Annotated in this window: 23 protein-coding genes and 2 pseudogenes; 6 read left to right on the plus strand and 19 right to left on the minus strand. The window is 66.1% G+C overall.

Going from position 1 to position 21,988, the window contains the following annotated elements; all coding sequences use genetic code 11:
• Positions 1–69: 69 nt before the first annotated feature.
• Together KA711_11065 and KA711_11070 are read left to right on the plus strand one after the other, a co-directional pair.
• The gene (locus tag KA711_11065) at positions 70–306 is read left to right on the plus strand and encodes a type II toxin-antitoxin system ParD family antitoxin (protein MCM0609512.1); all 237 of its coding nucleotides are present in this window, start codon (positions 70–72) and stop codon (positions 304–306) included.
• Entirely contained in the window at positions 303–614 is a 312-nt protein-coding gene (locus tag KA711_11070; protein ID MCM0609513.1) for a type II toxin-antitoxin system RelE/ParE family toxin, read from the plus strand. The genes KA711_11065 and KA711_11070 overlap by 4 nt, the downstream gene beginning before the upstream one ends.
• A gap of 90 nt (positions 615–704) precedes the next feature.
• Here the strand turns inward: KA711_11070 and istB (KA711_11075) are convergent, their stop codons facing one another.
• The 5 genes from istB (KA711_11075) to KA711_11095 all read right to left on the minus strand — a co-directional run bounded on the left by istB (KA711_11075) (position 705) and on the right by KA711_11095 (position 5,040).
• Positions 705–1,466, minus strand: a complete 762-nt coding sequence (gene istB, locus KA711_11075) for an IS21-like element helper ATPase IstB (protein ID MCM0609514.1) — start codon at positions 1,464–1,466, stop codon at positions 705–707.
• Between the two features lie 13 nt (positions 1,467–1,479).
• The gene (istA, locus tag KA711_11080; protein ID MCM0609515.1) at positions 1,480–2,940 is read right to left on the minus strand and encodes an IS21 family transposase; all 1,461 of its coding nucleotides are present in this window, start codon (positions 2,938–2,940) and stop codon (positions 1,480–1,482) included.
• Positions 2,933–3,355 (minus strand): hypothetical protein, encoded by a 423-nt coding sequence (locus KA711_11085; GenBank protein ID MCM0609516.1) that lies wholly within the window; start codon positions 3,353–3,355, stop codon positions 2,933–2,935. Before KA711_11085 ends, istA (KA711_11080) begins: the two co-directional genes overlap by 8 nt.
• 1,119 nt (positions 3,356–4,474) lie before the next feature.
• Entirely contained in the window at positions 4,475–4,792 is a 318-nt protein-coding gene (locus KA711_11090) for a type II toxin-antitoxin system PemK/MazF family toxin (GenBank protein ID MCM0609517.1), read from the minus strand.
• A complete protein-coding gene (locus KA711_11095) occupies positions 4,792–5,040 on the minus strand; it encodes an AbrB/MazE/SpoVT family DNA-binding domain-containing protein (GenBank protein MCM0609518.1) in 249 nt (82 codons plus the stop codon). The genes KA711_11090 and KA711_11095 overlap by 1 nt, the downstream gene beginning before the upstream one ends.
• Positions 5,041–5,230: 190 nt before the next feature.
• Between KA711_11095 and KA711_11100 the strand changes: the two genes are divergently transcribed.
• Complete coding sequence (locus tag KA711_11100; protein MCM0609519.1) at positions 5,231–5,467, plus strand: hypothetical protein; 237 nt, start codon at positions 5,231–5,233, stop codon at positions 5,465–5,467.
• Here the strand turns inward: KA711_11100 and KA711_11105 are convergent.
• The 4 genes and pseudogenes from KA711_11105 to istA (KA711_11120) form a co-directional block, all read right to left on the minus strand.
• A complete protein-coding gene (locus KA711_11105; protein MCM0609520.1) occupies positions 5,401–5,979 on the minus strand; it encodes a hypothetical protein in 579 nt (192 codons plus the stop codon). The two genes, KA711_11100 and KA711_11105, sit on opposite strands and share 67 nt — an antisense overlap.
• A gap of 97 nt (positions 5,980–6,076) precedes the next feature.
• Entirely contained in the window at positions 6,077–6,601 is a 525-nt protein-coding gene (locus KA711_11110; protein MCM0609521.1) for a hypothetical protein, read from the minus strand.
• A gap of 237 nt (positions 6,602–6,838) precedes the next feature.
• Positions 6,839–7,630 (minus strand): IS21-like element helper ATPase IstB, encoded by a 792-nt coding sequence (gene istB, locus KA711_11115; protein MCM0609522.1) that lies wholly within the window; start codon positions 7,628–7,630, stop codon positions 6,839–6,841.
• Positions 7,623–9,147 (minus strand): annotated as a pseudogene (gene istA, locus KA711_11120) (IS21 family transposase). The gene istB (KA711_11115) and the pseudogene istA (KA711_11120) overlap by 8 nt, the downstream one beginning before the upstream one ends.
• Positions 9,148–9,250: 103 nt before the next feature.
• Here istA (KA711_11120) and KA711_11125 point away from each other — a divergent pair.
• Positions 9,251–9,601 carry a tyrosine-type recombinase/integrase gene (locus KA711_11125; protein MCM0609523.1) on the plus strand — a complete coding sequence of 117 codons (351 nt, stop codon included), beginning with the start codon at positions 9,251–9,253 and terminating at the stop codon, positions 9,599–9,601.
• Between the two features lie 85 nt (positions 9,602–9,686).
• Here the strand turns inward: KA711_11125 and dhaK are convergent, their stop codons facing one another.
• From dhaK to KA711_11170, 9 genes are all read right to left on the minus strand, one after another.
• The gene (gene dhaK, locus KA711_11130; protein ID MCM0609524.1) at positions 9,687–10,676 is read right to left on the minus strand and encodes a dihydroxyacetone kinase subunit DhaK; all 990 of its coding nucleotides are present in this window, start codon (positions 10,674–10,676) and stop codon (positions 9,687–9,689) included.
• A 46-nt stretch (positions 10,677–10,722) separates the two neighbouring features.
• Positions 10,723–11,271: a dihydroxyacetone kinase subunit L gene (dhaL, locus tag KA711_11135; protein ID MCM0609525.1), complete on the minus strand. Its 549-nt coding sequence runs from the start codon at positions 11,269–11,271 to the stop codon at positions 10,723–10,725.
• Positions 11,272–11,362: 91 nt separating this feature from the next.
• A complete protein-coding gene (locus KA711_11140) occupies positions 11,363–12,394 on the minus strand; it encodes an ABC transporter ATP-binding protein (protein MCM0609526.1) in 1,032 nt (343 codons plus the stop codon).
• A complete protein-coding gene (locus tag KA711_11145; protein MCM0609527.1) occupies positions 12,387–13,529 on the minus strand; it encodes an ABC transporter ATP-binding protein in 1,143 nt (380 codons plus the stop codon). Before KA711_11145 ends, KA711_11140 begins: the two co-directional genes overlap by 8 nt.
• Positions 13,530–13,539: 10 nt before the next feature.
• Positions 13,540–13,725 carry a hypothetical protein gene (locus tag KA711_11150; GenBank protein ID MCM0609528.1) on the minus strand — a complete coding sequence of 62 codons (186 nt, stop codon included), beginning with the start codon at positions 13,723–13,725 and terminating at the stop codon, positions 13,540–13,542.
• Positions 13,722–14,678, minus strand: coding sequence for a carbohydrate ABC transporter permease (locus tag KA711_11155; GenBank protein ID MCM0609529.1), 957 nt, complete (start codon positions 14,676–14,678; stop codon positions 13,722–13,724). Before KA711_11155 ends, KA711_11150 begins: the two co-directional genes overlap by 4 nt.
• 19 nt (positions 14,679–14,697) lie before the next feature.
• Complete coding sequence (locus KA711_11160; protein MCM0609530.1) at positions 14,698–15,654, minus strand: sugar ABC transporter permease; 957 nt, start codon at positions 15,652–15,654, stop codon at positions 14,698–14,700.
• A 70-nt stretch (positions 15,655–15,724) separates the two neighbouring features.
• Positions 15,725–17,059, minus strand: a complete 1,335-nt coding sequence (locus KA711_11165; protein MCM0609531.1) for an extracellular solute-binding protein — start codon at positions 17,057–17,059, stop codon at positions 15,725–15,727.
• A gap of 56 nt (positions 17,060–17,115) precedes the next feature.
• The gene (locus KA711_11170; GenBank protein ID MCM0609532.1) at positions 17,116–18,147 is read right to left on the minus strand and encodes a LacI family DNA-binding transcriptional regulator; all 1,032 of its coding nucleotides are present in this window, start codon (positions 18,145–18,147) and stop codon (positions 17,116–17,118) included.
• A gap of 449 nt (positions 18,148–18,596) precedes the next feature.
• Between KA711_11170 and KA711_11175 the strand changes: the two are divergent.
• A pseudogene (locus KA711_11175) lies at positions 18,597–19,148 on the plus strand (integrase).
• A 13-nt stretch (positions 19,149–19,161) separates the two neighbouring features.
• Here KA711_11175 and KA711_11180 read toward each other — a convergent pair.
• Positions 19,162–20,721 carry an IS1380 family transposase gene (locus KA711_11180; protein MCM0609533.1) on the minus strand — a complete coding sequence of 520 codons (1,560 nt, stop codon included), beginning with the start codon at positions 20,719–20,721 and terminating at the stop codon, positions 19,162–19,164.
• A gap of 101 nt (positions 20,722–20,822) precedes the next feature.
• Here KA711_11180 and KA711_11185 point away from each other — a divergent pair, with 101 nt between their 5' ends.
• Entirely contained in the window at positions 20,823–21,956 is a 1,134-nt protein-coding gene (locus KA711_11185) for a tyrosine-type recombinase/integrase (GenBank protein MCM0609534.1), read from the plus strand.
• Positions 21,957–21,988 lie beyond the last annotated feature (32 nt).

Below are 21,988 nucleotides of genomic sequence, written 5' to 3' on the forward strand. Positions count from 1 at the left end.
AGAAGGTCAGCCGGCGGAGTTGACAACAGTTGTCAAACCACCCAAGATGCCCGCATGAGCCGACAAACCATGAGTTTTGCCTTGCCCGAGTCGATGCGCGAGTACATCGACAACCGGGTCGCCGCCGGCAACTATGGCAACACCAGCGAGTACATCCGCGACTTGGTCCGGCGCGACCAGGAAGAGCAGGCCAAGAAGAGGCTTCGTGATCTGATCGAAGAAGGACTGGCATCCGGGCCCGGCCGTCGTCGCACCAAGGCGGACGAGAAGGAACTGCTGGCGATCGCTCGCGGCGAGATCGATTGAAGCCGGCGGTTCTGCGCCCGCAGGCGCTGCGCGATCAGCAGGGCGAAGTCCGGTATCACCGCAAGAAGGGCGGCAGCCGCGTGGCGGTGAAGCTGGCCAACGCCACCAACGCGGCGCTTGACCAGATCGAACTCGACCCTGGGATCGGCTCACCGACGCTCGGAAAGCTCCTGGGCATACCAGGGCTTCGAACCTGGCGGGTGGCGAAGTTCCCGCTGCTCTGGTGCTACTTCGAACGCGGAGATCACCTGGATGTGGTCCGGTTGCTGGGCGAGCGCCAGGTGTGGGCGCCGGTGCGAACGTGTTGAGTTCTGGCCGGTTTCGAAATGCTGAGGGGATCGCGGAGGGAGTGGCGTGATGCCGGCGCTGACGCGGCACGCAGTGGATGCCGGCGTGCTTCAGATCTCGGCGTGTGACTGGCCGCGGTAGCTCTTGCCTTCGATCACGACGGTCTCGACGTGGTGCAGCAGCCTGTCCAGGAGTGCCGAGGCCAGGGTCGCGTCGTTGTTGAAGATCCCGGCCCATTGCTTGTACGGGCGATTCGTTGTCAACAGCGTGGTGCCGCGCTCGTAGCGGTGGCTGATGATCTGGAACAGGCAGTCGGCGCCGAACTTGTCGATGGGCAGGTAGCCCAGCTCGTCGATGCACAGCACCTCGGGCTTGACGTAGGCTGCCAGCGCCCGCTTGAGGCCGCCGGCGGCCTGCGCGGTGGCCAGCGTGTTGATGATGTCGATGGCGCCGGTGAACAGCACCGAGTGCCCGCGCTGGCACGCTGCATAGCCCAGGGCCGTCATCAAGTGGCTCTTGCCCAGGCCGACGCCGGAGATGAACACCACGTTGGCGTGCCGGGCCACGAAGTCCAGGTGGAACAGGTTCTGTATCTGCGGCCGGTTGATCTTGGTGGGCCAGTTCCAGTCGAACTTGTCGATGGTCTTGAGCACGGGGAAGCGGGCCTGGCGGATGCAGCGCTGCACGCGTCGGTCCTCGCGCTGGGCGGCCTCGCCGTTGAGCAGCTCGGCGAAGTAGGCCAAGTGCGACCACTGCTTGTCGGCGGCGGCCTTGGCCAGTGGCTGGTAGTTCTCGCGCATGAACGGCAGGTTCAGCGCGGTGAGCTTGGCCTGCGCGGACAGGGCATCGGGGTGGGCGTGGCGTGCTCGCATGGTTGTCGCTCCTTCACTCACGGTCGTAGATGGACAGGTCGGGCGCGGGGATCTCGATGTCGAGCAGGTCGGCACTGCGGGTGAGCTGCAGGGCGGCGGGCTCGGCCCCGATGCGCCGGCGCGCGGCCAGGATGTGGGCGATGTACTCGGCGCTGAAGGCCTGCAGCTCCAGACCGTCGTCGATGGCGCGCTCGACGGCCTCGCGGCCGTGCATCTCGGCCAGGGCGAGGATCTGGCGCAGGTGCACCCGGGCGTTCACACGCCGGGCCTCCAGGCCCTCGCGGTAGGCTTGGGCGCGCGGCGACAGGGCCAGGAACTGCACCAGCAGGCGTTGCTCGCGGGCGCTCTTGCGCTGCTGGGCGAGTTGCTGGGCGTGCTCGGCAAGCTCGAAGTCCTTGTTGCGCTGCATGCTTCGCGCGTGGAGCGCGACGAGTTGGTCGTGGGCATAGATGCACAAGCGGTCGGCCCAGGCCTTCAGGGTCAGGCGTTGACCCACATGGCGCGAGGGCACGGAGTAGGTGTTGGAGTCCAGCGCGACGCGGAACTGCTTGTTGACGCTTGCCGTGCGCACGCGTGCGAGGTCGAACCCGACGGGGTTGAGCCGCTTGAGGCGGGCGCGCTCTTCCTCGAACATGTCCACGGGTCGGCGCTGGGTGGCGCCGTGCACGCGCACGTCGGCCACCGTGTCCACCCACAGCTGCGCGGCGGGCTGCACGGCGCTGAAGTCGATGAACTCCTGGCCGGCCAGGAAGTTCTTCTTCACGTAACCCACGCCGTTCTCCACGCGTCCCTTCTCCCAACCCGAAGCCACGTTGCAGGGGGTGATCTGGAAGCCCCAATGGCGCGAGAAGTCGAGGTACTTGGGGTTGAACACCGGCGCCTCACCGACCAGGCGCTTGAGCACGGCGGACTTCAGGTTGTCGACCATCAGCCGCGCGGGCACTGAACCGAAGGCGGCGAAGGCGTTCTCGTGGCAGGCCAGGAAGAACTCCATCTCCTGCGACACGGTGAACTCCAGGTACATGCGCCGGCTGTAGCACAGCACCATCACGAAGAAGCTCAGGCGCCGGCGCGTGTTGCCCACGGCGACGGTGCCGAACTCACCCCAGTCGAGCTGCGCGCACTCGCCCGGCTCGAAGTCCAGCTTGAGGAAGGCCGGCCGCTGTCGCGGGCGGATGCGGTGCACGTAGTCCTTGACGATGGTGATGCCGCCGCCGTAGCCGGCCTCGAGCAGCCGCTGGTAGATCTGCTGGGCGCTGTACGGGTGGGCGTCGAGCCAGCGCACGATCTGGCCCTTGAAGGCGTCGAGCTTGCTGGCGCGCAGCACGGCCTTGCGCGCTCGGAACTGTTCGGCCTGCGCCCACCGGGCGACGGTGCGTACATCCAGGCCCAGCGCTCGCGCGGTCTGCGCCACCGTGAGTTGCTGGCGCACCAGGTGGTCACGGATGCGGCAGTAGGTCTCGTAGTCAACCACGGCGCGCTCGAGCCTGCTGCAGCAGCGCGGCCAGGCTCACGGGCTGGCCGCCGGTGTTGGCCCCGGCAACGCCCGGTGGACGCGGCGCCGGGCGCTGCGCCGCCACGGTCCCCGGCAGGGCCAGCACCTGGTACAGCGGCGAGCGATAGGCGATGAGATCCAGCTCGATGAGCTGCTGGCGTGCCGCGGCGAACTGCTCGTCACTCAGGTGCAGCCGCCGGGCGAGCGTGGCCGAGCCGTAGTAGCTCAGGCCCTGGGCATCGGACACCGTGACCAGGAACAGGTACAGCGCCGCCGAGCGGGCCTCACAGCGGTCGATGAAGTGCTGCTGCACGAGCGCCTGGTCAACCCAGCTGAACTGCTCGGGGACCTGGCGCAGCCGCTCGGGCCGAAGTAGCTGCTTGATGGCCTTCACCGCACCTCCCGTTGATCACGTCGCGCCCAAGTTGTACGAGGCGCCGGGTGGTGCTGGCCATGTCATCTTGTAGCGCCGGCTGGAACAGATGGGCCACAAGCCCCGCCAGCAAAGGCGATTCGGCGATCAAGAGATCTTGTAACGCCACGGTCGGGGGCGCCCCGGGAGCCTCGACACGATTGGCCGATTCCTCAATCGAATCAGGCACTTGCAGCGGCAAGAGATCTTGTAACGCCCGCGGCGGGCGCACCCGGTCGCAGCTGTAGCCGGGATGCGCGGCGCGCCAAGCCTGGACGCGGGCGACGTGCACGGGGCCGCTGAAGTAGTCGCGGTTGGATGGCTTGGACAACCAGGCGGCCTGGCTGGCTGCCTTGCTCGCGCGCCGGCAATCGACGGCGCAGCAGTAGCGCTGACGTTCACCGCTGCGATGGTCGGGGAGGAAAAACTCCCCGCACGACATGCACTTGCGCTGTCCCGCCTTGGCCATCGTCGCTCCCCAACGAACCCGTCGAGCGCGACAACCACCTCGAGCGAACACTCGTCGGCGCAGAGTCTGAAGAAGAAGGAGAACGGAGCTGAAGAAGACCGTCAGAGACGGTGATCCGAAGAAGACGGATCAGCAAGAACACGCACGTTCAGACCGGCTGAAAGAAGACAAATTCAAGCCGGCGCCCACACCAGGACATCGCCGCGATCTTGGGCGACGAGTTCGCTTCGAACTGACAGCACCCGCGTCCCGGCGGGCGCAGTGCGGAGGCCAATGACCGGTCTACGGCAACCTGTTCGCGAAGTTGGCTGGCCGGAACCGACCCATCAGCGACACTCGCCCCCTTGAATTGATCGCCTTGAAGCAGTCGCTCGCGCGGGCGACGCGCCACGAACGCCCCCAAGCAAGGTCCCCAGCTGCGCGGCCGCAACGAGCAGCCGTGAGCGCAGCAGCACCATGCGGCGGGCACACGGATGTGGCCACAGGCGATGATGTTGACGCTGCCGCAAGACTAGGCGAGCGAACCCGGACGCATCGTTCGATGTGCACCATTTGCTGCGGGACGGCGCGCGCGAGGTCTGCCCGCGCCCCACTCTCTTCCTGGCGAATTCGCGCAGGGGCCAACGATCGGGTCAGGGTGCGAACATGGCCTGCAAAGTCTGCAGCGCTGAAGCCAGCGTCGCCGGGCGCAGGGCACCCAGCCGCTTGACCAAGCGCACACGGTCGAGCGTTCGGATCTGATCTAGCACGATTAGGCCCTGCTTGCCCTGGAAGGTGAGCGCAACGCGGAACCGCGCGGGCCGCGACCCAGTGGTCATGGGTGCCACGATCACGGTGCGCAAGTGCGCGTTCATGTCGTCGGGCGAGATCACGACGCAGGGTCGGGTCTTCTGGATCTCGCTGCCCACTGTCGGGTCGAGCTGGGCCAGCCAGATGTCGCCGGTCTTCATCACCAGACCAGTTTGTCGTCGCCCTCGTTGGCGACCTCCGGCCAGACCAGCGCGTCGCCGCCCTGTGCGGCCAAGCGCCGCGCGTCGTCGGCCCATCCTTCACGCGGGTTGCGGTGGATGGCGCGGATCTCGATCACACCATCGCGCACCTGCAGGTCGGCCGTGCCTTCCAGGCCTACCTGGGCCAGGATGGGCTTGGGGATCAACACACCCTGCGAGTTGCCCATCTTGCGGATCGCGACTTCCATGGTCTGCTCCGAAAACTTTCAGTAAGCACAATGGTAGCACGACGGCGGGCGGCTAGTGGCTCTGGCACTCCGGCCGGTGCTGCGGGTGGTGCAGCGCGTGGTCACCCGGCATCTGCTGGACGGCGCCGGGCTCGCGGCCGATGAAGGCCGGGCGGCGTCCTCACGCTGATCCAGCGCTTGGGCTCCGACGATGGACCGGCTGCTGGCTGCCGTCGACGACGACGTGCCGCCGAAGCGGAATGCGATGGCACGGCGCTCGCTGCAGGCGCACCTGTTGAAGCTGCGCGACGACGGACTCATCACCGAGTCCATGCCCCGACACCGGACACCAGACACCGGACACGCGGCACGGCCTGAGCGTCAGTCGCCGTGGTGGCCGGCGTCGCGGGCGAAGCCGGGCGCCAACGCTGCCGACGCGGCCCGGTAGCGCTCATAGGCCGAGCAATGGGCAGCGCGCGTATGCGCTTGCGGTTCGATCCAGCGCTCGATGGCGGTGAAGCGCCGGCTCGCGTCGACCAGGTCAGCCGCACGCCCGGTGGCCACGGCCAGGATGGCGGCCAGGCCCTGCGACGTGAGTTCATGATCGGCCAGTACCGCCACCGGCACGCCCAGCACGTCGGCCTTGATCTGACCCAGCAATGCGCTGCGCGCCAGGCTGCCGGCCAGGCGCGCACTGTGCAGCGCGACGCCGCATTCGCGCATCACGTCGGCAATGTGGCCCACCGAGAAGGCCAGGCCCTCGAAGACCGCGCGCGCCAGATCGGCCGGGCGGCTGCTCAGGCGCAGCCCGAGCATGGCCCCGCTGGCCCAGGGGCTCCACAGCGGCGTGCGCTCGCCCGACAGGTAGGGCAGGAAGCTCAGGCCGTTGGCCCCCGGTGGCGCCTCGGCCGCCTTGCGCTCCAGCGCCTGGCCGGGTCCTCGCGCAGCAGGCTGCGGCACACCCATTCCAGTGAGCTGGCCGACAAGGTGAGACCGGCCCGCGGCGACGCCGACATTGGCCTGCGCCAATAGGTTCAAGGACTTCGAGCGCGCCACACTAGGTGAGCAAGTCCTCGTCGTCATCGTCGGTGGAACCCGCCGGACGGTGCTGTTCGCGAAGCGCACCGTTCACATGAGCCCAAAACGATGTCTTGCGGGCGTGGCGGGTGCGGATCTCGGCAACGTAGGCCTCGTGCGGCGTCAACGGCTGCAACGCGATGCCGCTGGCGGCAATCTCGCCGAGCCGGGACCAGTACCGGGCGGCATGCCCGTAGGCGCGCGCGTTCGCGCGATCCAGGATGCCGTGGAGCAGGGCGCGGTACACCGCGGTTTCGGCGCGCAGGCAGTCGTGCGCACGCAGGGACTTGGCCAGCGGAACCAGGCTGCCATAGTCGCCACCATCGATGTGAGCTGCCCCGGCCAGCAGCCTGTTCTCCGCCGCCTCGACCTCGCCCAGGTGCAGCAGCAGCTTGGCTGCCCCCGCCGGCTCGTCATGCGCCAGGGCCAGTTGCCGGGCGCGCTCCCTGGCCTGGGGGCGATCCGTCTCTCGCTGATGCTCAAGCCAGCGTTCCAGATCATGCACCGACAGCGAGTCCTCGAACGCTCGCTGCCGGATCGGCAGGCTTGTCCGCGCCGATCGAACTTTGACCCACCCTGCCGACTGAACTTTGACCCAGGGCTGGTGACCGGGATCGCTTGATCCCGGGTGTGGACAACTGTAGCTGCTGGCTCCTTTCGGTTTGTGTTTGGATGCCCTTCGCGGGGCGGCAAGCCGCGGAGGGCGTAGCCCGTAGAGGCTTGCCGCCCCGCGACCGCGCGATCAGCCCGGCTCTGCAGGCCGGGCCCGGCGTTCCTGCTCCCGGGCCTTGATGCGCCGCTTCGTGCTGGCTGTGGCCTGCGTGACGCGGTAGCTCTCGTTGCCGGTCTCCACGATGTGGCAGTGATGCGTGAGCCGGTCCAGCAGCGCTGTGGTCATCTTCGCGTCGACGAACACGGTGGACCATTCGGCGAAGTCCAGGTTGGTGGTGATCACCACGCTGGTGTGCTCGTACAGCTTGCTCAGCAGGTGGAACAGCAGCGCACCGCCGGCCTGGCTGAACGGCAGGTAGCCCAGCTCGTCCAGGATCACCAAGTCCAGGCGCAACAGGCTCGCTGCGATGCGCCCGGCGCGCCCTTCAGCCTTCTCGCGCTCCAGCGCGTTGACCAGGTCCACCGTCGAGTAGAACCGCACGCGCTTGCCGTGCTCGGTGATGCCGGCCACGCCGATGGCCGTGGCCAGGTGGCTCTTGCCGGTGCCCGGGCCGCCCACCAGCACCGCGTTGTGCGCGGCGGCGGTGAACTCGCAGCTGGCCAGCTGCGTGACGAGCTTGCGGTCCACCAGCGAGACCTCGAATTCGAAGCCCGCCAGGTCGCGGTGCACGGGGAACCTGGCCGCGGCCATCTGGTGGCTCACCGAGCGCGTGGCACGGTCGCTGGCTTCGGCCTTGAGCATGTACTCGATGAGCCAGCGCGAGCGCTCCAGTTCGCCGCTGTTCTGCTCGCCCAGTTCGGCCCAGGTGGCGGCCATGCCGTGCAGCCGCAGCGCCTTCAGTTCACTGATGACGTCACGCATCTTCGGCTCCTTGTTCAGCCTCGATGCGCCGCAGCCGGTCGTAGCGTGCCGTGTCGGCCACGGGCTTGGTCAGCGCCCCCAGTGCCGTGGCTACGTTCTGCGGTCGCGGCGGCGCGGTCAGCCGCGCCAGCACGTTGCCCACGTGCTCGGGGCTGACCCGGCCGCTGGGCCCCGCACGCTCCATCGCCAGTTCGGCCGCCACCAGCACGGCATCCAGCCCGGCCACCTTCACCAGGTCCAGCACCTGCGCCATCAGCCGGTCACCCCCGGCGTGCTTGAGCAGCGCCTGGCGCAGCCTGGCCAGCGGCTCGGGCAGGTCCTTGAACGGCGCCCCGTTGCGCAACGCGCCAGGCTTCCTCTGCAGCAGCGGCACGTAGTGCATCCAGTCGTACACCGTCTTGCCCTTGCCTGGCTGCCGCTCGTGCTCGGCCACCACGCGATCCTCCGCCACGATCACCACCCGGCTCGGGTACAGCCGGGTGCTTACCGTGTGCCGCGCCCACTCGCACGGCACCGAGTAGCGGTTGCGCGCCACCGTCACCAGGCACGTGCTGCTGACGCGGCTGAACTCCTGCACGTAGCCGTCGAACGGCGTCGGCATCGGCATCAGGTGCTGCCGCTCCAACTCCAGCATCTCCAGCACGCTGAACGCCTTGTACTCGGGGTGGCGCAACTCCGCCCACAGCGCACGGCAGCGCTCGGCCAGCCAGGCGTTGAGCTCGTCCAGCGTGCTGAAGCGCTGGTCCCGCGCGTCCAGCCAGATCCGTCGGCGGCTGTCCTGCACGTTCTTCTCGACGACGCCCTTCTCCCAGCCGCTGGCAACGTTGCAGAAGTCCGCATCGAACAGGTAGTGCGCGCACATGATCGTGAAGCGCAGGTTGACCTCACGCGCCTTGCCCTTGCCCACGCGGTCCACGGCGGTCAACATGCAAGTCGTAGATGCCCCGGCGTGCCACGCCGCCCAGCGCCGTAAACGCGCGGGTGTGGGCATCGAACAGCATCTCGTGGCCCTGGCTGGGGTAGGCCACCAGCCAGAACGCCCGGCTCGCGCACAGCTTCGTGTGCGCCACCTGCAGCCGCTGGTACACGCCACCGATGACCAGTGGCTCCTCGCTCCAGTCGAACTGGAAGGCCTCACCAAGTTCGAAGCTCAGCGGCACGTAGGCATCGCCCGACTGCACGCCACCGCGCTCAGCACGCCACGCACGGATGTAGTCGGTCAGCCGGCTGTAGCCGCCGTCATAGCCCACCGCGGTCAGCTGCGCGTGCAGCGCCTTGGCCGTGCGCCGCTCCTTCTTCGGCCGCCTTGCGTCGGCCAGCAGCGCCTGCTGTACCGCCTCGACAAACGGCGCCAGCTTGCTCGGCACCTCCGGCCGCCTGTACTTCGGCGCCTCTGCCTTGCCGATGCGCAAGTACTTGCGCACCGTGTTCCTCGCCAGGCTCGTCGCCTTGACGATCTCTCGCACCGACTTGTTCTCGCGGCGACGCATCCGCAAGACCTTGCCAATCATGGCCATGGTGATCACTCCTCGCACCCCGCGCCGCTGTGGATAAGTCGGGCAGGGTAGGTTGAACACCCGGGTCAGTTTTCGGTCGGCACGATCCTCGGAAGTGGGTCAAATTTCAGTCGGCGCCAACACCCAGCGCCCGGTCCAGTTCGAGATCACGCCGGCAACCCGGGATGCCTTGCAGGCGTGGATCAAGCAGGCTGGCCTGAAGTCGGATGACTTCATCTTCCCCAGCCGGCTCCACGACTCACTTCACCTCGGTACTCGCCAGTACGCCCGGATCCTCGGGAACTGGGTCGACGAGCTGGGCCTGGACCGCGCCGACTACGGGACGCACTCGATGCGCAGGACGAAGGCGACACTGATCTACCGGCGCACTAAGAACCTGCACGCTATGCAGCTGCTGATGGGCCATTCCAAGCTGGAGTCGACAGGCCGCACGCCGCTGTCGCGCTCGCCCTGACGCACCCACTCGCGCAGCGTCTCATCTCGCGCCAGACAAACTGGCTTGAGAAAGAACGAATGGCGGCTCAGGCTCGGGCGTCTGTCTACATTCCCCAGCGCAAGGCCGCCGTGTGCAGGGGCGCATCCCACAGCGCCAACATCGACGGGTCTGCCGCACAGACGGTGATCGAGCATCCCGCCATTTCCAACGACGTCACGTACGATCCCGTCAGATGCCGGACGGCCTTCACGCCTGCACCAGCAAGGACCTTGTTCGCTGCATTCACCATCACATACAACTCCATCAACGGCGTGCCACCGAAGCCATTTACCAGCAAGAACACCTCTTGCCCGCGCTTGAGCGACAGGTCCTTCAGCACAGCGCCCGTGAGTTCGGCCGCAATCTCTTCCGCGCTGGTCAATCTCACCCTGCGTCGGCCGGGTTCGCCGTGGATACCCACGCCCATTTCCATTTCATCAACGCCGATCTGAAACGTCGGCGAGCCCGCTGCCGGCACCGTGCAGGAAGTCAACGCCACGCCCATGCTCGCCGTGCTCTTGTTCACCGCATCGCCCAGCGCCTTAAGGTCTGCCAGGCCTTCGCCCCGCTCGGCCGCTGCGCCAACGATCCGTTCGACCAACAACGTGCCTGCCACGCCGCGGCGTCCGGTGGTGTAGGTGGAGTTCTCCACTGCCACGTCGTCGTTGATGATGACCGTGTCGTTCTCGCGGTCCAGCATCTCGGCGGCCATCTGGAAGTTCATCATGTCGCCAGAGTAGTTCTTCACGATGAACAGCACGCCCGCTCCCGTGTCCACCTCTTGCGCGGCCGCGAGCATCTGATCAGGTGTGGGCGACGTGAACACCTGGCCTGGGCAGGCCGCATCGAGCATGCCGTGGCCGATGAACCCGGTGTGCAAGGGCTCGTGGCCGGAGCCACCCCCTGAAATCAACGCCACCTTGCCGGGTTTGAGCGTGCGTCGGCGCACAAACTGCAGGCCCGGATCCAGGGTCACGATGTCGGCATGGGCAGCAGCGAAGCCCTGGAGCGACTCGGCAAGAACCGTATCGACGTGGTTGATGAGCTTCTTCATGTCGGGACCTCGATGGCTTGACGTTGAGGGGACGACCAGACGCGGCTCAAAGCCGGTCGCAGATGCTGCTGATGATCAAGGCCATCGAACGCGAGCCGGGGTCTACATGGCCCAGCGCGCGCTCGCCCAAGAATGAAGATCGGCCTCGGCCGGCCTCCATCTGCGCCGTTGCCAGCACACTGTCGTCGGCACATTGCCGAACACGGGCCAGCAGTTCAGCGCCATGGAGCTCACCCGCTGCGGCCAGCAACTGGCGCACGGGGTCCAGCACATCGAGCAAGGTCTTCTGGCCAACTTCAGCCTTGCCCAGCCGGGTCAAGGCCTTGATGCCTGCATCCAGCGCCCGGGCCAGGTCAGCCGAGGTCGGTTGCGCCGGAAGCTCCTTGGCCAGAGTGACCAGCAAGGTGCCGAATACCGGGCCGGATGAACCGCCGATGGTGGACATGCAGGTCACGCCCATCGTCTTTAGCGCTTCGTTGAGGCTCTGGGTGCTCAACACGTCCATCTTGGCCTGGATGGCCTGCGCGCCGCGACGCATGTTCAGACCATGATCGCCGTCGCCGATGGCCTGATCGAGCGCCGTGAGTTCGTCCACATGGTCGATCAGGGTCTGCGTGGCCGCTTGGATGAGTGGGGTGTGATTCATGGGGACTCTTCAAACGATTCATCAAACTACGGATGGGAGCTCAGGCCGACAGCCGCTGGCCGCTGGCGTCGAACCACAGGGCACGCCGCACCTCCAGGTTCACGGCGTCGCCGGATTCAAGGCCGGTGCCGGCAGTCGTGGCCGACACCAGTTCCTGGTCGGTGCCGCTGACTTGCACGTGCACCAGGTGCTGGTCGCTCAGGCGCTCGACGCGCAGCACGCGGGCCGTCAGCTCGGCCGCGTCGCCGGCGCTTGCGCGACTCAAGCCGAGATGCTCGCTTCGGATGCCGATGGTGGCTGCCTGGTCTGGAGCGGCCATGGCAGCCAAGGCGCTGCGCGGCACGAGGTTGATGCGTGGCGCACCCAGTCGAGATGCCACATAGCTGCTGACCGGGTCTTCGTAGATCTCGCGAGGCGTGCCCAACTGCACCAGCCTGCCCTGTTCCAGCACGCCCACGCGGGTGGCCATGGTCAGCGCTTCGGTCTGGTCGTGGGTGACGTAGAGCATGGTCGCACCCAGGTCCTGCTGAATGCGCTTGAGCTCCAGGCGCAGGTCGTTGCGCAGCTTGGCGTCTAGCGAAGACAGCGGCTCGTCCATCAGCGTGACCGCCGGGTTGCGCACCAAGGCGCGGCCGATTGCCACACGTTGCATCTGTCCGCCTGACAAGCGCGTGGCCGGGTTCTGCAACTTGTCGTCGATGCGCAGCATGCGGGCCACTTCGCTCACCTTGCGCTCGATCTCGGCCTTCGGCGTGGGCCGCAAGGGCGAACGCAAGGGGAACGCCAGGTTCTCGAACACGGTGAGGTGCGGGTACAAGGAATACTGTTGGAACACAAAGGTCACGTCACGTCGCGCCGGATCCAGCGCGGTGACGTCGCTCCCGCCGATGAACACCTGGCCTGCATCGGGCTTCTCCAAACCGGCCACCAGACGCAGCGTGGTGGTCTTGCCAGCCCCGCTGGGGCCCAGCAGCACGATGAATTCGCCGCTGCGAATGTCCAGATTCAGGCTGTTGACGGCGTGAACGTCGCCAAAGCGCTTGTCCACACCTTCGAGTCGAAGGTCAGCCATGATGCGCCCCTGTCTGCGTGCGACGAGCGCGTGCGTGTGCAGCAACGGGCGTGTCGTCGCGCGCCGTCTGCAACGCGCGACCACTGGCCTCATCGAACAAGGACACCGCTGACGCATCGAAGCGCAGCCCCACAAGGTCGCCGCGCACCACCGGTGCATCCACACCCACCTTGGCGCGCAAGATGGCGCCCGATGCCGTGGCCACGGTGACGATCTGGCTGATGCCCAGGTACTCGGTACCCAGCACCTCGGCGCGCAGTGCAGAGTCGTCGGCAAAGTCCACATGCTCGGGCCGCACACCACACAGCAAGGTGCTTTGGGGCACGTCTTGGCGCAGCGCGGGCACCGCCACGCGGGCCGGGCCAATCTGCACCGCATCGGTACCCTTGTTCAATGCCGCCTCGAAAGGCAGGAAGTTCATGGCCGGAGAGCCGATGAAGTCTGCGACAAAGACACTGGCCGGCCGTTCGTAGATTTCCATCGGCGCGCCGAGCTGCTCGATGACGCCCCTGTTCATGATGGCGATGGTGTCGGCCATCGACATGGCCTCAGTCTGGTCGTGTGTGACCACCACCGTGGTGGCCTGCAAGCGGTCATGCAGCGCCCGCAGCTCATGGCACATCACCTCGCGGAACTCAGCGTCCAGCGCACCCAGTGGCTCGTCCATCAGGAAGGCCATGGGCTGGCGCACGATGGCCCGGCCGAGCGCGACACGCTGGCGGTCGCCGCTGGACAAGCCCGATACCGACGAGCCCAGCAAGCCCGCGATGCGCAGCGTGGCCGCTGCCTCGTTCACCCGCCGCTCGATCTCGGCCTTCGGCAGGCCCTGAGACACCAGCGGGAAAGCGATGTTCTGGCGCACGTTCATGTGCGGATACAGCGCAAACATCTGAAAGCAGAAGGCAATGTCGCGCGCCGATGCGCGCTTGAAGCTGACGTCTTCATCACCCAGGAAGACTTGCCCCGAGGTCGGCAACTCCAGCCCGGCAATCATGCGCAGCGTGGTTGTCTTGCCGCAGCCCGAGGGGCCGAGGAGGCAGAAGAACTCACCGTCTTGCACCGTGAAGGTGGAGTCCTGAACGGCGGTGAAGTCTGCGAAGGCCTTGTGCAGGTGCAGCACCCGAATTTGTGCCATGGCTCCGGTCTCAGTCAGGAAACTTCGAGACCACCATGAACATCACGGTGCCGACGAGCGTGGTCACGAAGGACCAGGTGTAGAGGACCAGCGCAAAGGGTTGCAGCATCATGAAGATGCCCAAGGCGATGACGATGCAAGCCAGCATTTCCATGGGGCGACGACGCAGCGCCTTGGGCCAGGAGGAGGACTTCACTTGCGCACCGCTCCGAAGGTGATGCCACGCAGAAGGTGTTTGCGCAGCAGTATGGTGAAGACAAGGATGGGCACCAGAAACAGCGTGGTGCCGGCGGCCACCGCAGGCCAGTCCTGCCCACCCTCGCCGATGATGATGGGGATGAAGGGCGGCGCGGTCTGCGCCGTGCCCGAGGTCAGCAACACGGCAAAGGCGTACTCGTTCCACGAGAAGATCAGACAGAAGATCGCAGTGGCCACGATGCCGGTCGTGGCCTGTGGCAGCACCACTTTGCGGAAGGCCTGCAGCCGGGTATAGCCGTCGACCATGGCCGCCTCTTCGTATTCCCGCGGGATCTCGTCAATGAAGCCCTTGAGCAGCCACACCGCCAATGACACGTTGATCGCGCTGTAGAGCAAGATCATGCCCAGCCTGGTGTCGGAGAGCCCCAGTTCCCGGTACATCAGGAAGATCGGGATGGCCACCGCAATGGGCGGCATCATTCGCGTGGACAAGATGAAGAACAGCAAGTCGTCCTTCATCGGTACCTTGAAGCGCGAGAAGGCATAGGCAGCCATCACGCCAAGGCCCACCGCCAGGACAGTGGAGCCAACGGCGATGATCAGCGAATTGACAAAGCGTGGAACAAACTTGGATTGCCCCACCACCACCATGTTGTCGGCGCGCGCCTGGCGCTCGCAGGCGTCGTTGGCGGGTGGCAACTGGGCGATGTATTCCGGTGTCTGTCGCGAACGCGTGGTGAAAAGGTTGCAGAAGCCTTCGGTAGACGGCTCGAAGATGACTTTGGGCGGGTAACTGATGGAGTCGGCTGGGGTCTTGAACGCGGTCAGGATGATCCAGGCCAAGGGCACAATGGTGATGAAGGCATAGAGGGCGACCAGAACGCCAGCCACGATGCGGCTCGTGACCGAGGGCTCGACCACGGAGTGCGCTGTGCTGATGCCGAGTTTCATGATGTGAGCTCTTGCGCGATCAGCGACTCTTGACGTGGTTCAAGGCTTTGACGTAGATGTTGGCCAGGCCAAACACCGCGACAAAGAGCGTGACGGCGAAGGCCGACGCGTAGCCCGTGCGCCACTTCTCGAACGCCTCGCGCTTGAGGGTGATCGACGCCAGTTCGGTTGCCGACCCCGGGCCGCCGGACGTGAGCAGGTTCACCATGTCGAACATCTTGAAGTTCTCGATTCCGCGGAACAGCACGGCCAGCATCACGAAGGGCAGCACCATCGGCAGCGTGATCGACCAGAACTGCCGCCACGGCGACGCGCGGTCGACTTCAGCGGCCTCGTAGATGTAGTCGGGAATCGAGCGCAGCCCGGCCAGGCAGATCAGCATCACATAGGGCGTCCACATCCAGGTGTCGACGATGACGATGGCCCAGGGTGCCAGGTTGACCGAGCCCAGCATCGAGAACGAGGATGGCGCCACATCGCTGAAGAAGGCCACGACGTAGTTGAACAAGCCGATCTGCGGCTGGTACAGGAATGCCCAGAAGTTGCCCACCACAGCAGGCGAAAGCATCATCGGGATCAGGATCAGCGTGGTCCAGAAACCATGGCCGCGGAACTTGCGGTCGATCAACCATGCGAGCGTGAAGCCGATCAGCACCTGCAGCAGGATGGTCCAGAACAGGAAGTGCGCGGTGGTCTGCATCGCCACCCAGATGTCGGGGTCCGTGAGCACGGCGATGTAGTTGTCCAGCCCCACGCCCAGCACCTCGGCGTTGGGCCGGTTGGCGCGGAAGTTGGTGAACGACAGCCGGACCGTCCAGATCAGCGGGAAGATGTTGATGGCCAGCAGCAACGCCATCGTCGGGCCGATGAACAGCCACGCCACGCTGCGGTCGGACAGGCCGCGCATGCGTTTGGCAAGTGGCGCAGGCGTGGCCTTGGCGATGCTCTGCGCCAAGGGCGTGTTGCTGAGACTCATGAGGTTGGGGCTGCGCCGGGTCGAGAGTCGAGGTGCCCCGGGCCGCTGGGGCCCGGGGCCATTCAGCCGATCACTTCAGCTTGCCGTCTTCCTTGAACACCTTCTTCCAGTCAGCCACCAAACCATCCAGCGCTTCCTTGGCGGTGCCCTTGTCGGCCACTACGAAGTCGTGCATGCGCTTTTGCATCGCCAGCATCAGCTGCGCATAGGAAGGCTCGGCCCAGAAGTCCACCACCATGCCCATCGAGTCCAGGAAGGCCTGGGCGAAGGGCGAGCTCTTGGCGTAGCCCGGGTCTCGCAGCACCGCGTTGTGCGCCGATGAACCACCAATGGCCTGCCACTTCCTTTGCACGGCCGGGTCGGCAAACCACTTGATGTACTGCAGCGCTTCGTTCTTGCTGTTGGAATAGGACACCACCGAGATGCCCTGTCCACCGAGCTGCACGCCCTTGGTCTTGTCAGACGGGTTGGTGAAGAAGCCGATCTTGTCGCCGCCGACGTTCGGATCCTTGCTCAGGCCCGGAAAGAAGGCGAACCAGTTCATCATCATCGCCACCTGGCCCGACTTGAAGGCATCCAGCCCCTCGCCCATGTAGGCGTTGGTCAGTCCCGGCGGCGTGCTGCCCTTGTAGAGGGCCTTGTAGAACTCCAGGGCCCTAACGGCATCGGGCGAATTGACGAAGCCGTCCATTGCATAGGGCTTCTTCGGATCCTGGTACCTGAAGCCCATCGGCACAAGCACGTTGGTCACGCCCATCGTGATGCCTTCACTGCCACGCTCGGTGAAAATGTAGGCGCCGAAGACCTTCTTGCCATCGACCATGCGGCCCTGGAAGAACTCGGACACCTGCCTGAATTCCGCCCAGGTCTTGGGCGGAGCCAGGTCGCGGTTGTGCTTCTTCTTGAACTCGGCTTTCAGCTCGGGCTTCGCGAACCAATCCTTGCGGTAGGTCCAGCCCACTGAGTCGGCCATCGCCGGCAGGGCCCAGTAGTTGGGCGTGCCCTTGGGCCACTCGGCATAGCCGGTCACCGTGGCCGGTGCAAAGTCGGACATCTTGATGCCCTCCTTCGCAAAGAAGTCGTTCAGCTTGACGTAGTGGCCGCTCTCGGCCGAACCACCGATCCATTGGCTGTCACCGATGATTAGGTCACACAGCTTGCCCTTGCTGTTGAGCTCGTTGAGCATGCGATCGGCAAAGTTTGGCCACGGCACAAACTCGAACTTCATCTTGATACCGCTCTTGGCGGTGAAGTCCTTGGAAAGTTCGACCAGCGCGTTCGCCGGGTCCCAGGCTGCCCAGCACAAGGTGATGGTTTTGTTCTGCGCATGAGCAGCGGTGCCGCCCAGTGACAAGGCAGCGGCAGTGGCCAGGGCCTGAAGCCCCGCCAGCGTTCTGTGTTTCATGTTCATGAAGTCTCCGTTGGGGTGTATGGACTCTTGGGCACACATCCGGCATCCGCTCAGTCCAGGTTTTCAGCGGTCAGGATTTCAATGCGCGGTTGCGCGACGTTGAGGGCGCCACGTACGTTTTCGCACTGGGCGCGCAGAACACGCGCCGCGGCCAATACGCAGTAGTGGATGTCTTGGTGCAGGAGGTAGGACAGCGCGCCGTTCGTCAAGAGCGTCCGGTGCGTGTCGGTCAGGTCGTGAGCGATCGCGCCGGCCTGCGTCGCCAGGCCACTCTTCACGAGTGCCTGCACGACGCCGGCAGCTCCTGAGCCCACGTTGTAGATGCCGGCTACGCGCGAAGCATCGACGTAGCCGGCAAGGAACTCGGTCAGCGCCAACTCGGCCCCGACTGCATCGGCCGGCAAGTCGGGTACGCGCACCATGCGCAACCGGGGGAATCGCTCTTCGAGCACCTGCGCAAAGCCGACCCGACGTTCAATTTCGGCCGACATACGGGTGGCCTGCGAGCACAGCAACAGCGTGTCGCGCACATCGGGCTGCGCCATGCGCGCCAGCAACAAGCCTGCTGTGCGGCCAGCGGCGCGGCTATCGGCCCCGATGTAGGTTTCGCGCATCGAGCCGGCTACATCGGAAAAGAGCGTCACCACGTGCACGCCGGCCCGTACCAGCTCGTTGATCGCCAGCTTGACGGGTGGCAAGTCCGGCGCCAGCAAGGCGATGCCTTGGCAGTCACCCAATGTCGCCAGGTCCGCGGCGAACCGCGCCGGGTCCCTGGCATCCAGCCGATGGGTGACTTCGGTGATGTGCTGGTGCCGGAAGTCCCCTGCGGACTGGGCAATCTGCCTGTCGATCAGACCGAAGAACGGCGATGCATCGTCGGGCAACACGTAGGCAAATCGGAAATTCTCGCCACGGCGCGGGCGCCCGGGTTGCGGCTTCGCACCGAGCGTGGCCACCACCTGCATCACCCGATCGACCATTTCCGCATTGACGCCGGGGCGCCGGTTGAGCACGCGGTCAACCGTTGCGGTGCCCACGCCGGCCAGACGAGCGATCTCGGCGATGGTGGGAGTCGTGGCCATGCTCAACGGGCGGTGTGATGTGATGACTTTATAAACATCAATAAGTAAATCAATCATGGTTAACGAGGGCCATCATCGCGCCGCTCACAAGCGAAGCGCGGTGGGCGGCCCACACGCGACCGCATCGTCAAGGTCAGGTGTCGCGCCGGCAAGGGCATGGCAGGCGGATTGCCTGTCTGCCGTCAGTCGCGAACGGCCCGAACTGGCCGATGGCGGGTCCCCACCAGCGGCAGCTTACTGGTGCCTCATTCAGACTCATCAGACCGGCTGGCGGTCAAGCAGAAGCCAGTTTCAGATCACAGTTCCGCGCCGAAGCGGCCGGCGCTGAATCTGCCAAGACTCCCAACCGTGTTGAGAGGCCAGCCCATCGGAAACCACGCCGTTCGTCAGTGCTACCAAGATGAATAACATTAGCTTGGCATGCTTGCTATAGATCTAAAATGGTGCGCATGGAAAACGCGCTGTCAGCGCCACCCCGCACGTCCGCGGATCCGACCTGGCCGGACGAGGCTTCGTTGGCCGCATTCCGCGCCTGGCTTCAAGGGGTGCCCAGCCGCGCGGCCGTCGATCGCTATCTGCCCGATCGCCGGGCTGCCGGCGCATCGGCGCGCTCGGTGATCGGGCTAGTGAAACGCCAGCTGGTGGCCTTCGCGACGAGCCGCGCGCGGGCAGACCTGGCCGCCACTTTGTCGGCGGCCAGTCCACTCGACCGGAAACTCGTCAAGGCCGGCGCTGCCGCCATCGAGACGTTGCGCGGGATGCCCGCTCCGCAGCCTCTCCTTGGCGACGCCGTCGAGCGCTGGCTACCTGTGCGGCTCGTTGGCGTGTTGCACGCGGCGGGCATCCGCACGCTGGCCGACCTGACCCTGCGCGTGCCCAGGCGCCGGCGGTGGTGGGCAGGCATCGCGGGGCTCGGTCCGGCAGGTGCCCGTCACATCGAGGCGTTCTTTGCCCAACATCCTGCGCTGACCGAACGCGCTCGCGCGCTGATCACAGTGAACCTAAATGCAGCAGTTACCCCGGCGCCGGGAGCGGCGGCGGCGGGGTTGGCAGGCCGATTTGGCCGACGATGCGCTGGCAGATGTAGGCCAGCAGTGCCCGCCAGCGGTCGAGCTTTGGCAACTGCTCCGCAGCAGCTTTGACGTGCTGAATGGCCGCATGAACGTTGGCGATCATCGACTTGATCAAGCCAGCTTCGGCGTGCATCGGCGTGAGGTACAGCGTGGTCTGGTTGCCGCTGCTGGTGGCTCGACCCACGGCCGCCAGCAGCAGTGGCCGGCTCGTCAGCGCCTCGCGCCGGGCCTGCGGGTTGGCCGCCCTGACGTACCAGCTCCACCAGTTGTAGACCAGTGCCACGGCTCGCGCGGTGACCTGGCTGCGGTGCATGTCTTGCGTGGTGAAGCCGCCCCAGCCCCATTGGTTCTTCAACTCGTCGAACCCGTTCTCGCAGTCGCAGCGATCACGGTAGAGCTGGCCGATCGCCGCGATGTCGTACGTCGCGTTGGTCGCCAGTACGGTGTACTCCCAGACCTGCGCGTTGTCTTGCACCTCGTCGTGCGGCAGCGCCAGGACGAGTTGCCCGTTGGTCTCGTGCTGGCCGCGCTTCTTGCTCGTCAGCGCGATGTCGTGCTTGATGCGCCGTCGCAGCACCACGACGCGCCGTGCCTTGCTCCAGCCGCTCAGGCGCAGCTCGTCTTCGATGGCCTGCCAGCCCTGGCTGGCCTCGGTGGCGCGCGTCCAGTCCTCGCGCCTGAACAGTCGCTCGATGAGCCGCTTGACGTTGGCCGTCTTGCGCAGGCGCAGCAGGTAGCTCAAGGAGCGCTGCTCGCACACGTCGATGATGTCCTCGTTGCCATAGCCGCAGTCACCGCGCACCAGCGCCGGAGTCTTGTCGCCCAGCTCGTCGAGCAGCCGCGCCATCGCGGCCTTGGCGTGGCCCGAGGTGTGTTGCTTGCCCGAACTGAGCACCGCATCGAGCACCAGACGCAGGTTGCCGACCCAGAAGGTGTGCAGCACGTGGCTGGGGCGGCCCGGCTTGTGCGGGTTGTAGCCAATCTCCGCACCTTCCTGGCGGCCGTACAGCGGCTTGATGGTGGCATCCATGTCCAACACCCACGGCCGGTCCAGTGCTTCGCGCACGCTGCTCATCAGCGCGCTGCGCATCCACGGTTCGCTGGCCTCTGGCACCATCGCCGCCAGCGCCCGGCGCACCGAGTCTTCGCTGACCATGCCGCGCAGGCCCAGGGCCTTGGCCGCCACTGCGTCGCCGCGCACGCCGGCAATGTGCGCGTAGCGCTTGCTGCCGGCCAGGATGCCCAGCATCAGCGTGCCCAGCACGTCACGCGGGCGCGATGCGTTGGGGCTGCTGTACTTCAGCGGGCAGTCCTGCACCCAGCGGTCGAAGACACCGGCCGTGGCCAGGAATTCGGCGAAGAACACGATCTGTCCGTGGGGCGTGGCCTGCGCTGTCTCGTCCCAGCGCACGTGCACGCGACCACCCATCGTGTCGACCACCATGGCGTCCTCGCTGGCCTGCGCCAGAGCCGTCTTCTTTGGTTCGTTGCCTTCACCCATCGGGTGAGTGTGCCAAACAGCCTCAACCCCGCGCCAGCGTTGAAGAAACCGGCACGGGCGCGGGTTCAACAGCGGTTCTTAGGGTGAACCAAGCGCAGGAACTGGTCCCCTGGGAGCGACTGGTCATCCCCTTAGACGTCGATGGCTCCCGGGGTACCTTCCGAGCGCCGCGGGCCAGCTGTGCGCTCGACGCCTGCAACGACAGCCAGGCCGTGGACGCCTGGCTGTCGCTGCACGAGTCGGCGGCGACCCAGCGGGCCTACCGCAAGGAGGCCGAGCGGCTGATCCTGTGGGCGATCGTCGAGCGCGGGCGTGCTTTGTCGTCGCTGACCACTGAGGACGCCATTGCCTACCGCGCCTTCCTGCGTCATCCGAGCCCTCGCGCGCGCTGGGTCGGCCCACCGCAGCCGCAGTCGTCGCCGGCGTGGCGCCCCTTCGCTGGCGACCTGTCGGCGCGCTCGGCAGCCTATGCGCTGTCGGTACTCAACGCCCTGTACCGATGGCTCATCGAGCAGCGCTACGTGCTGGCCAACCCGTTCACCGGCGTCAAGGTGCGAGGCGGCCGGCCGGCGCAACTCGACACGTCCCACGCCTTCACCGAGCACGAGTGGAAGCTCGTGCGGGTCGTCGCCGAAGGCCTGGAGTGGTCCTACGGCTGGAGCGAGCCGGCAGCGCAGCGGCTGCGCTTCCTGATGGACTTTGCCTACGCCACGGGCCTGCGAATCAGCGAGCTCGTGGGCGCGCGACTGGGCGCGATCGAGTCGGACGCGCACGGCGACACGTGGATCCGGGTCGTCGGCAAGGGCCACAAGGCCGGCAAGGTCGTGTTGCCGCCGCTGGCCCGTGCCGCCCTCGATCGCTACCTTGTTCAACGGGGGCTGCCCGTGACGCCTTCGAAGTGGCGCCCGTCCACTTCGCTGATTGGCAGCCTTGGAGAGGATGGAAGTGGAATCTCCTCGTGGCGGCTGTGGCGGGTGCTGAAACGGTTCTTCGCCACGGCGGTTGAAGTCGTGGAGGAAGGCTCCCCGGCCCTCGCTGAGAAGTTACGGCGGGCCACGCCGCACTGGACGAGGCACACGCATGCCACGCACCTGCTCGAAGGCGGCGCCGAGCTGACCACGGTGCGCGACAACCTGCGGCACGCCTCGCTCGCCACGACCTCGATGTACCTGCACACCGACGATGCCCGACGGGCCAAGCAGGTGGCCGATCGGTTCGCGGCCCCGCGTTCATAGCCTACAGTCGTCTCGCCCACACGCACACCGCA

The organism is Ideonella sp. WA131b, assembly GCA_023657425.1.
GTDB lineage: Bacteria > Pseudomonadota > Gammaproteobacteria > Burkholderiales > Burkholderiaceae_C > Rubrivivax.

Excerpts from the sequence above, each read along its gene's own strand:
- KA711_11090 (MCM0609517.1), bottom strand. The coding sequence starts at position 4,792 with ATGAAGACCGGCGACATCTGGCTGGCCCAGCTCGACCCGACAGTGGGC.
- KA711_11160 (MCM0609530.1), bottom strand. The coding sequence starts at position 15,654 with ATGAGTCTCAGCAACACGCCCTTGGCGCAGAGCATCGCCAAGGCCACG.
- KA711_11165 (MCM0609531.1), bottom strand. The coding sequence starts at position 17,059 with ATGAAACACAGAACGCTGGCGGGGCTTCAGGCCCTGGCCACTGCCGCT.
- dhaK (MCM0609524.1), bottom strand. The coding sequence starts at position 10,676 with ATGAAGAAGCTCATCAACCACGTCGATACGGTTCTTGCCGAGTCGCTC.
- istB (MCM0609522.1), bottom strand. The coding sequence starts at position 7,630 with ATGCGTGACGTCATCAGTGAACTGAAGGCGCTGCGGCTGCACGGCATG.
- KA711_11065 (MCM0609512.1), top strand. The coding sequence starts at position 70 with ATGAGTTTTGCCTTGCCCGAGTCGATGCGCGAGTACATCGACAACCGG.
- istB (MCM0609514.1), bottom strand. The coding sequence starts at position 1,466 with ATGCGAGCACGCCACGCCCACCCCGATGCCCTGTCCGCGCAGGCCAAG.
- KA711_11170 (MCM0609532.1), bottom strand. The coding sequence starts at position 18,147 with ATGGCCACGACTCCCACCATCGCCGAGATCGCTCGTCTGGCCGGCGTG.
- KA711_11155 (MCM0609529.1), bottom strand. The coding sequence starts at position 14,678 with ATGAAACTCGGCATCAGCACAGCGCACTCCGTGGTCGAGCCCTCGGTC.
- KA711_11145 (MCM0609527.1), bottom strand. The coding sequence starts at position 13,529 with ATGGCACAAATTCGGGTGCTGCACCTGCACAAGGCCTTCGCAGACTTC.
- KA711_11100 (MCM0609519.1), top strand. The coding sequence starts at position 5,231 with ATGGACCGGCTGCTGGCTGCCGTCGACGACGACGTGCCGCCGAAGCGG.
- KA711_11095 (MCM0609518.1), bottom strand. The coding sequence starts at position 5,040 with ATGGAAGTCGCGATCCGCAAGATGGGCAACTCGCAGGGTGTGTTGATC.
- KA711_11180 (MCM0609533.1), bottom strand. The coding sequence starts at position 20,721 with ATGGGTGAAGGCAACGAACCAAAGAAGACGGCTCTGGCGCAGGCCAGC.
- KA711_11140 (MCM0609526.1), bottom strand. The coding sequence starts at position 12,394 with ATGGCTGACCTTCGACTCGAAGGTGTGGACAAGCGCTTTGGCGACGTT.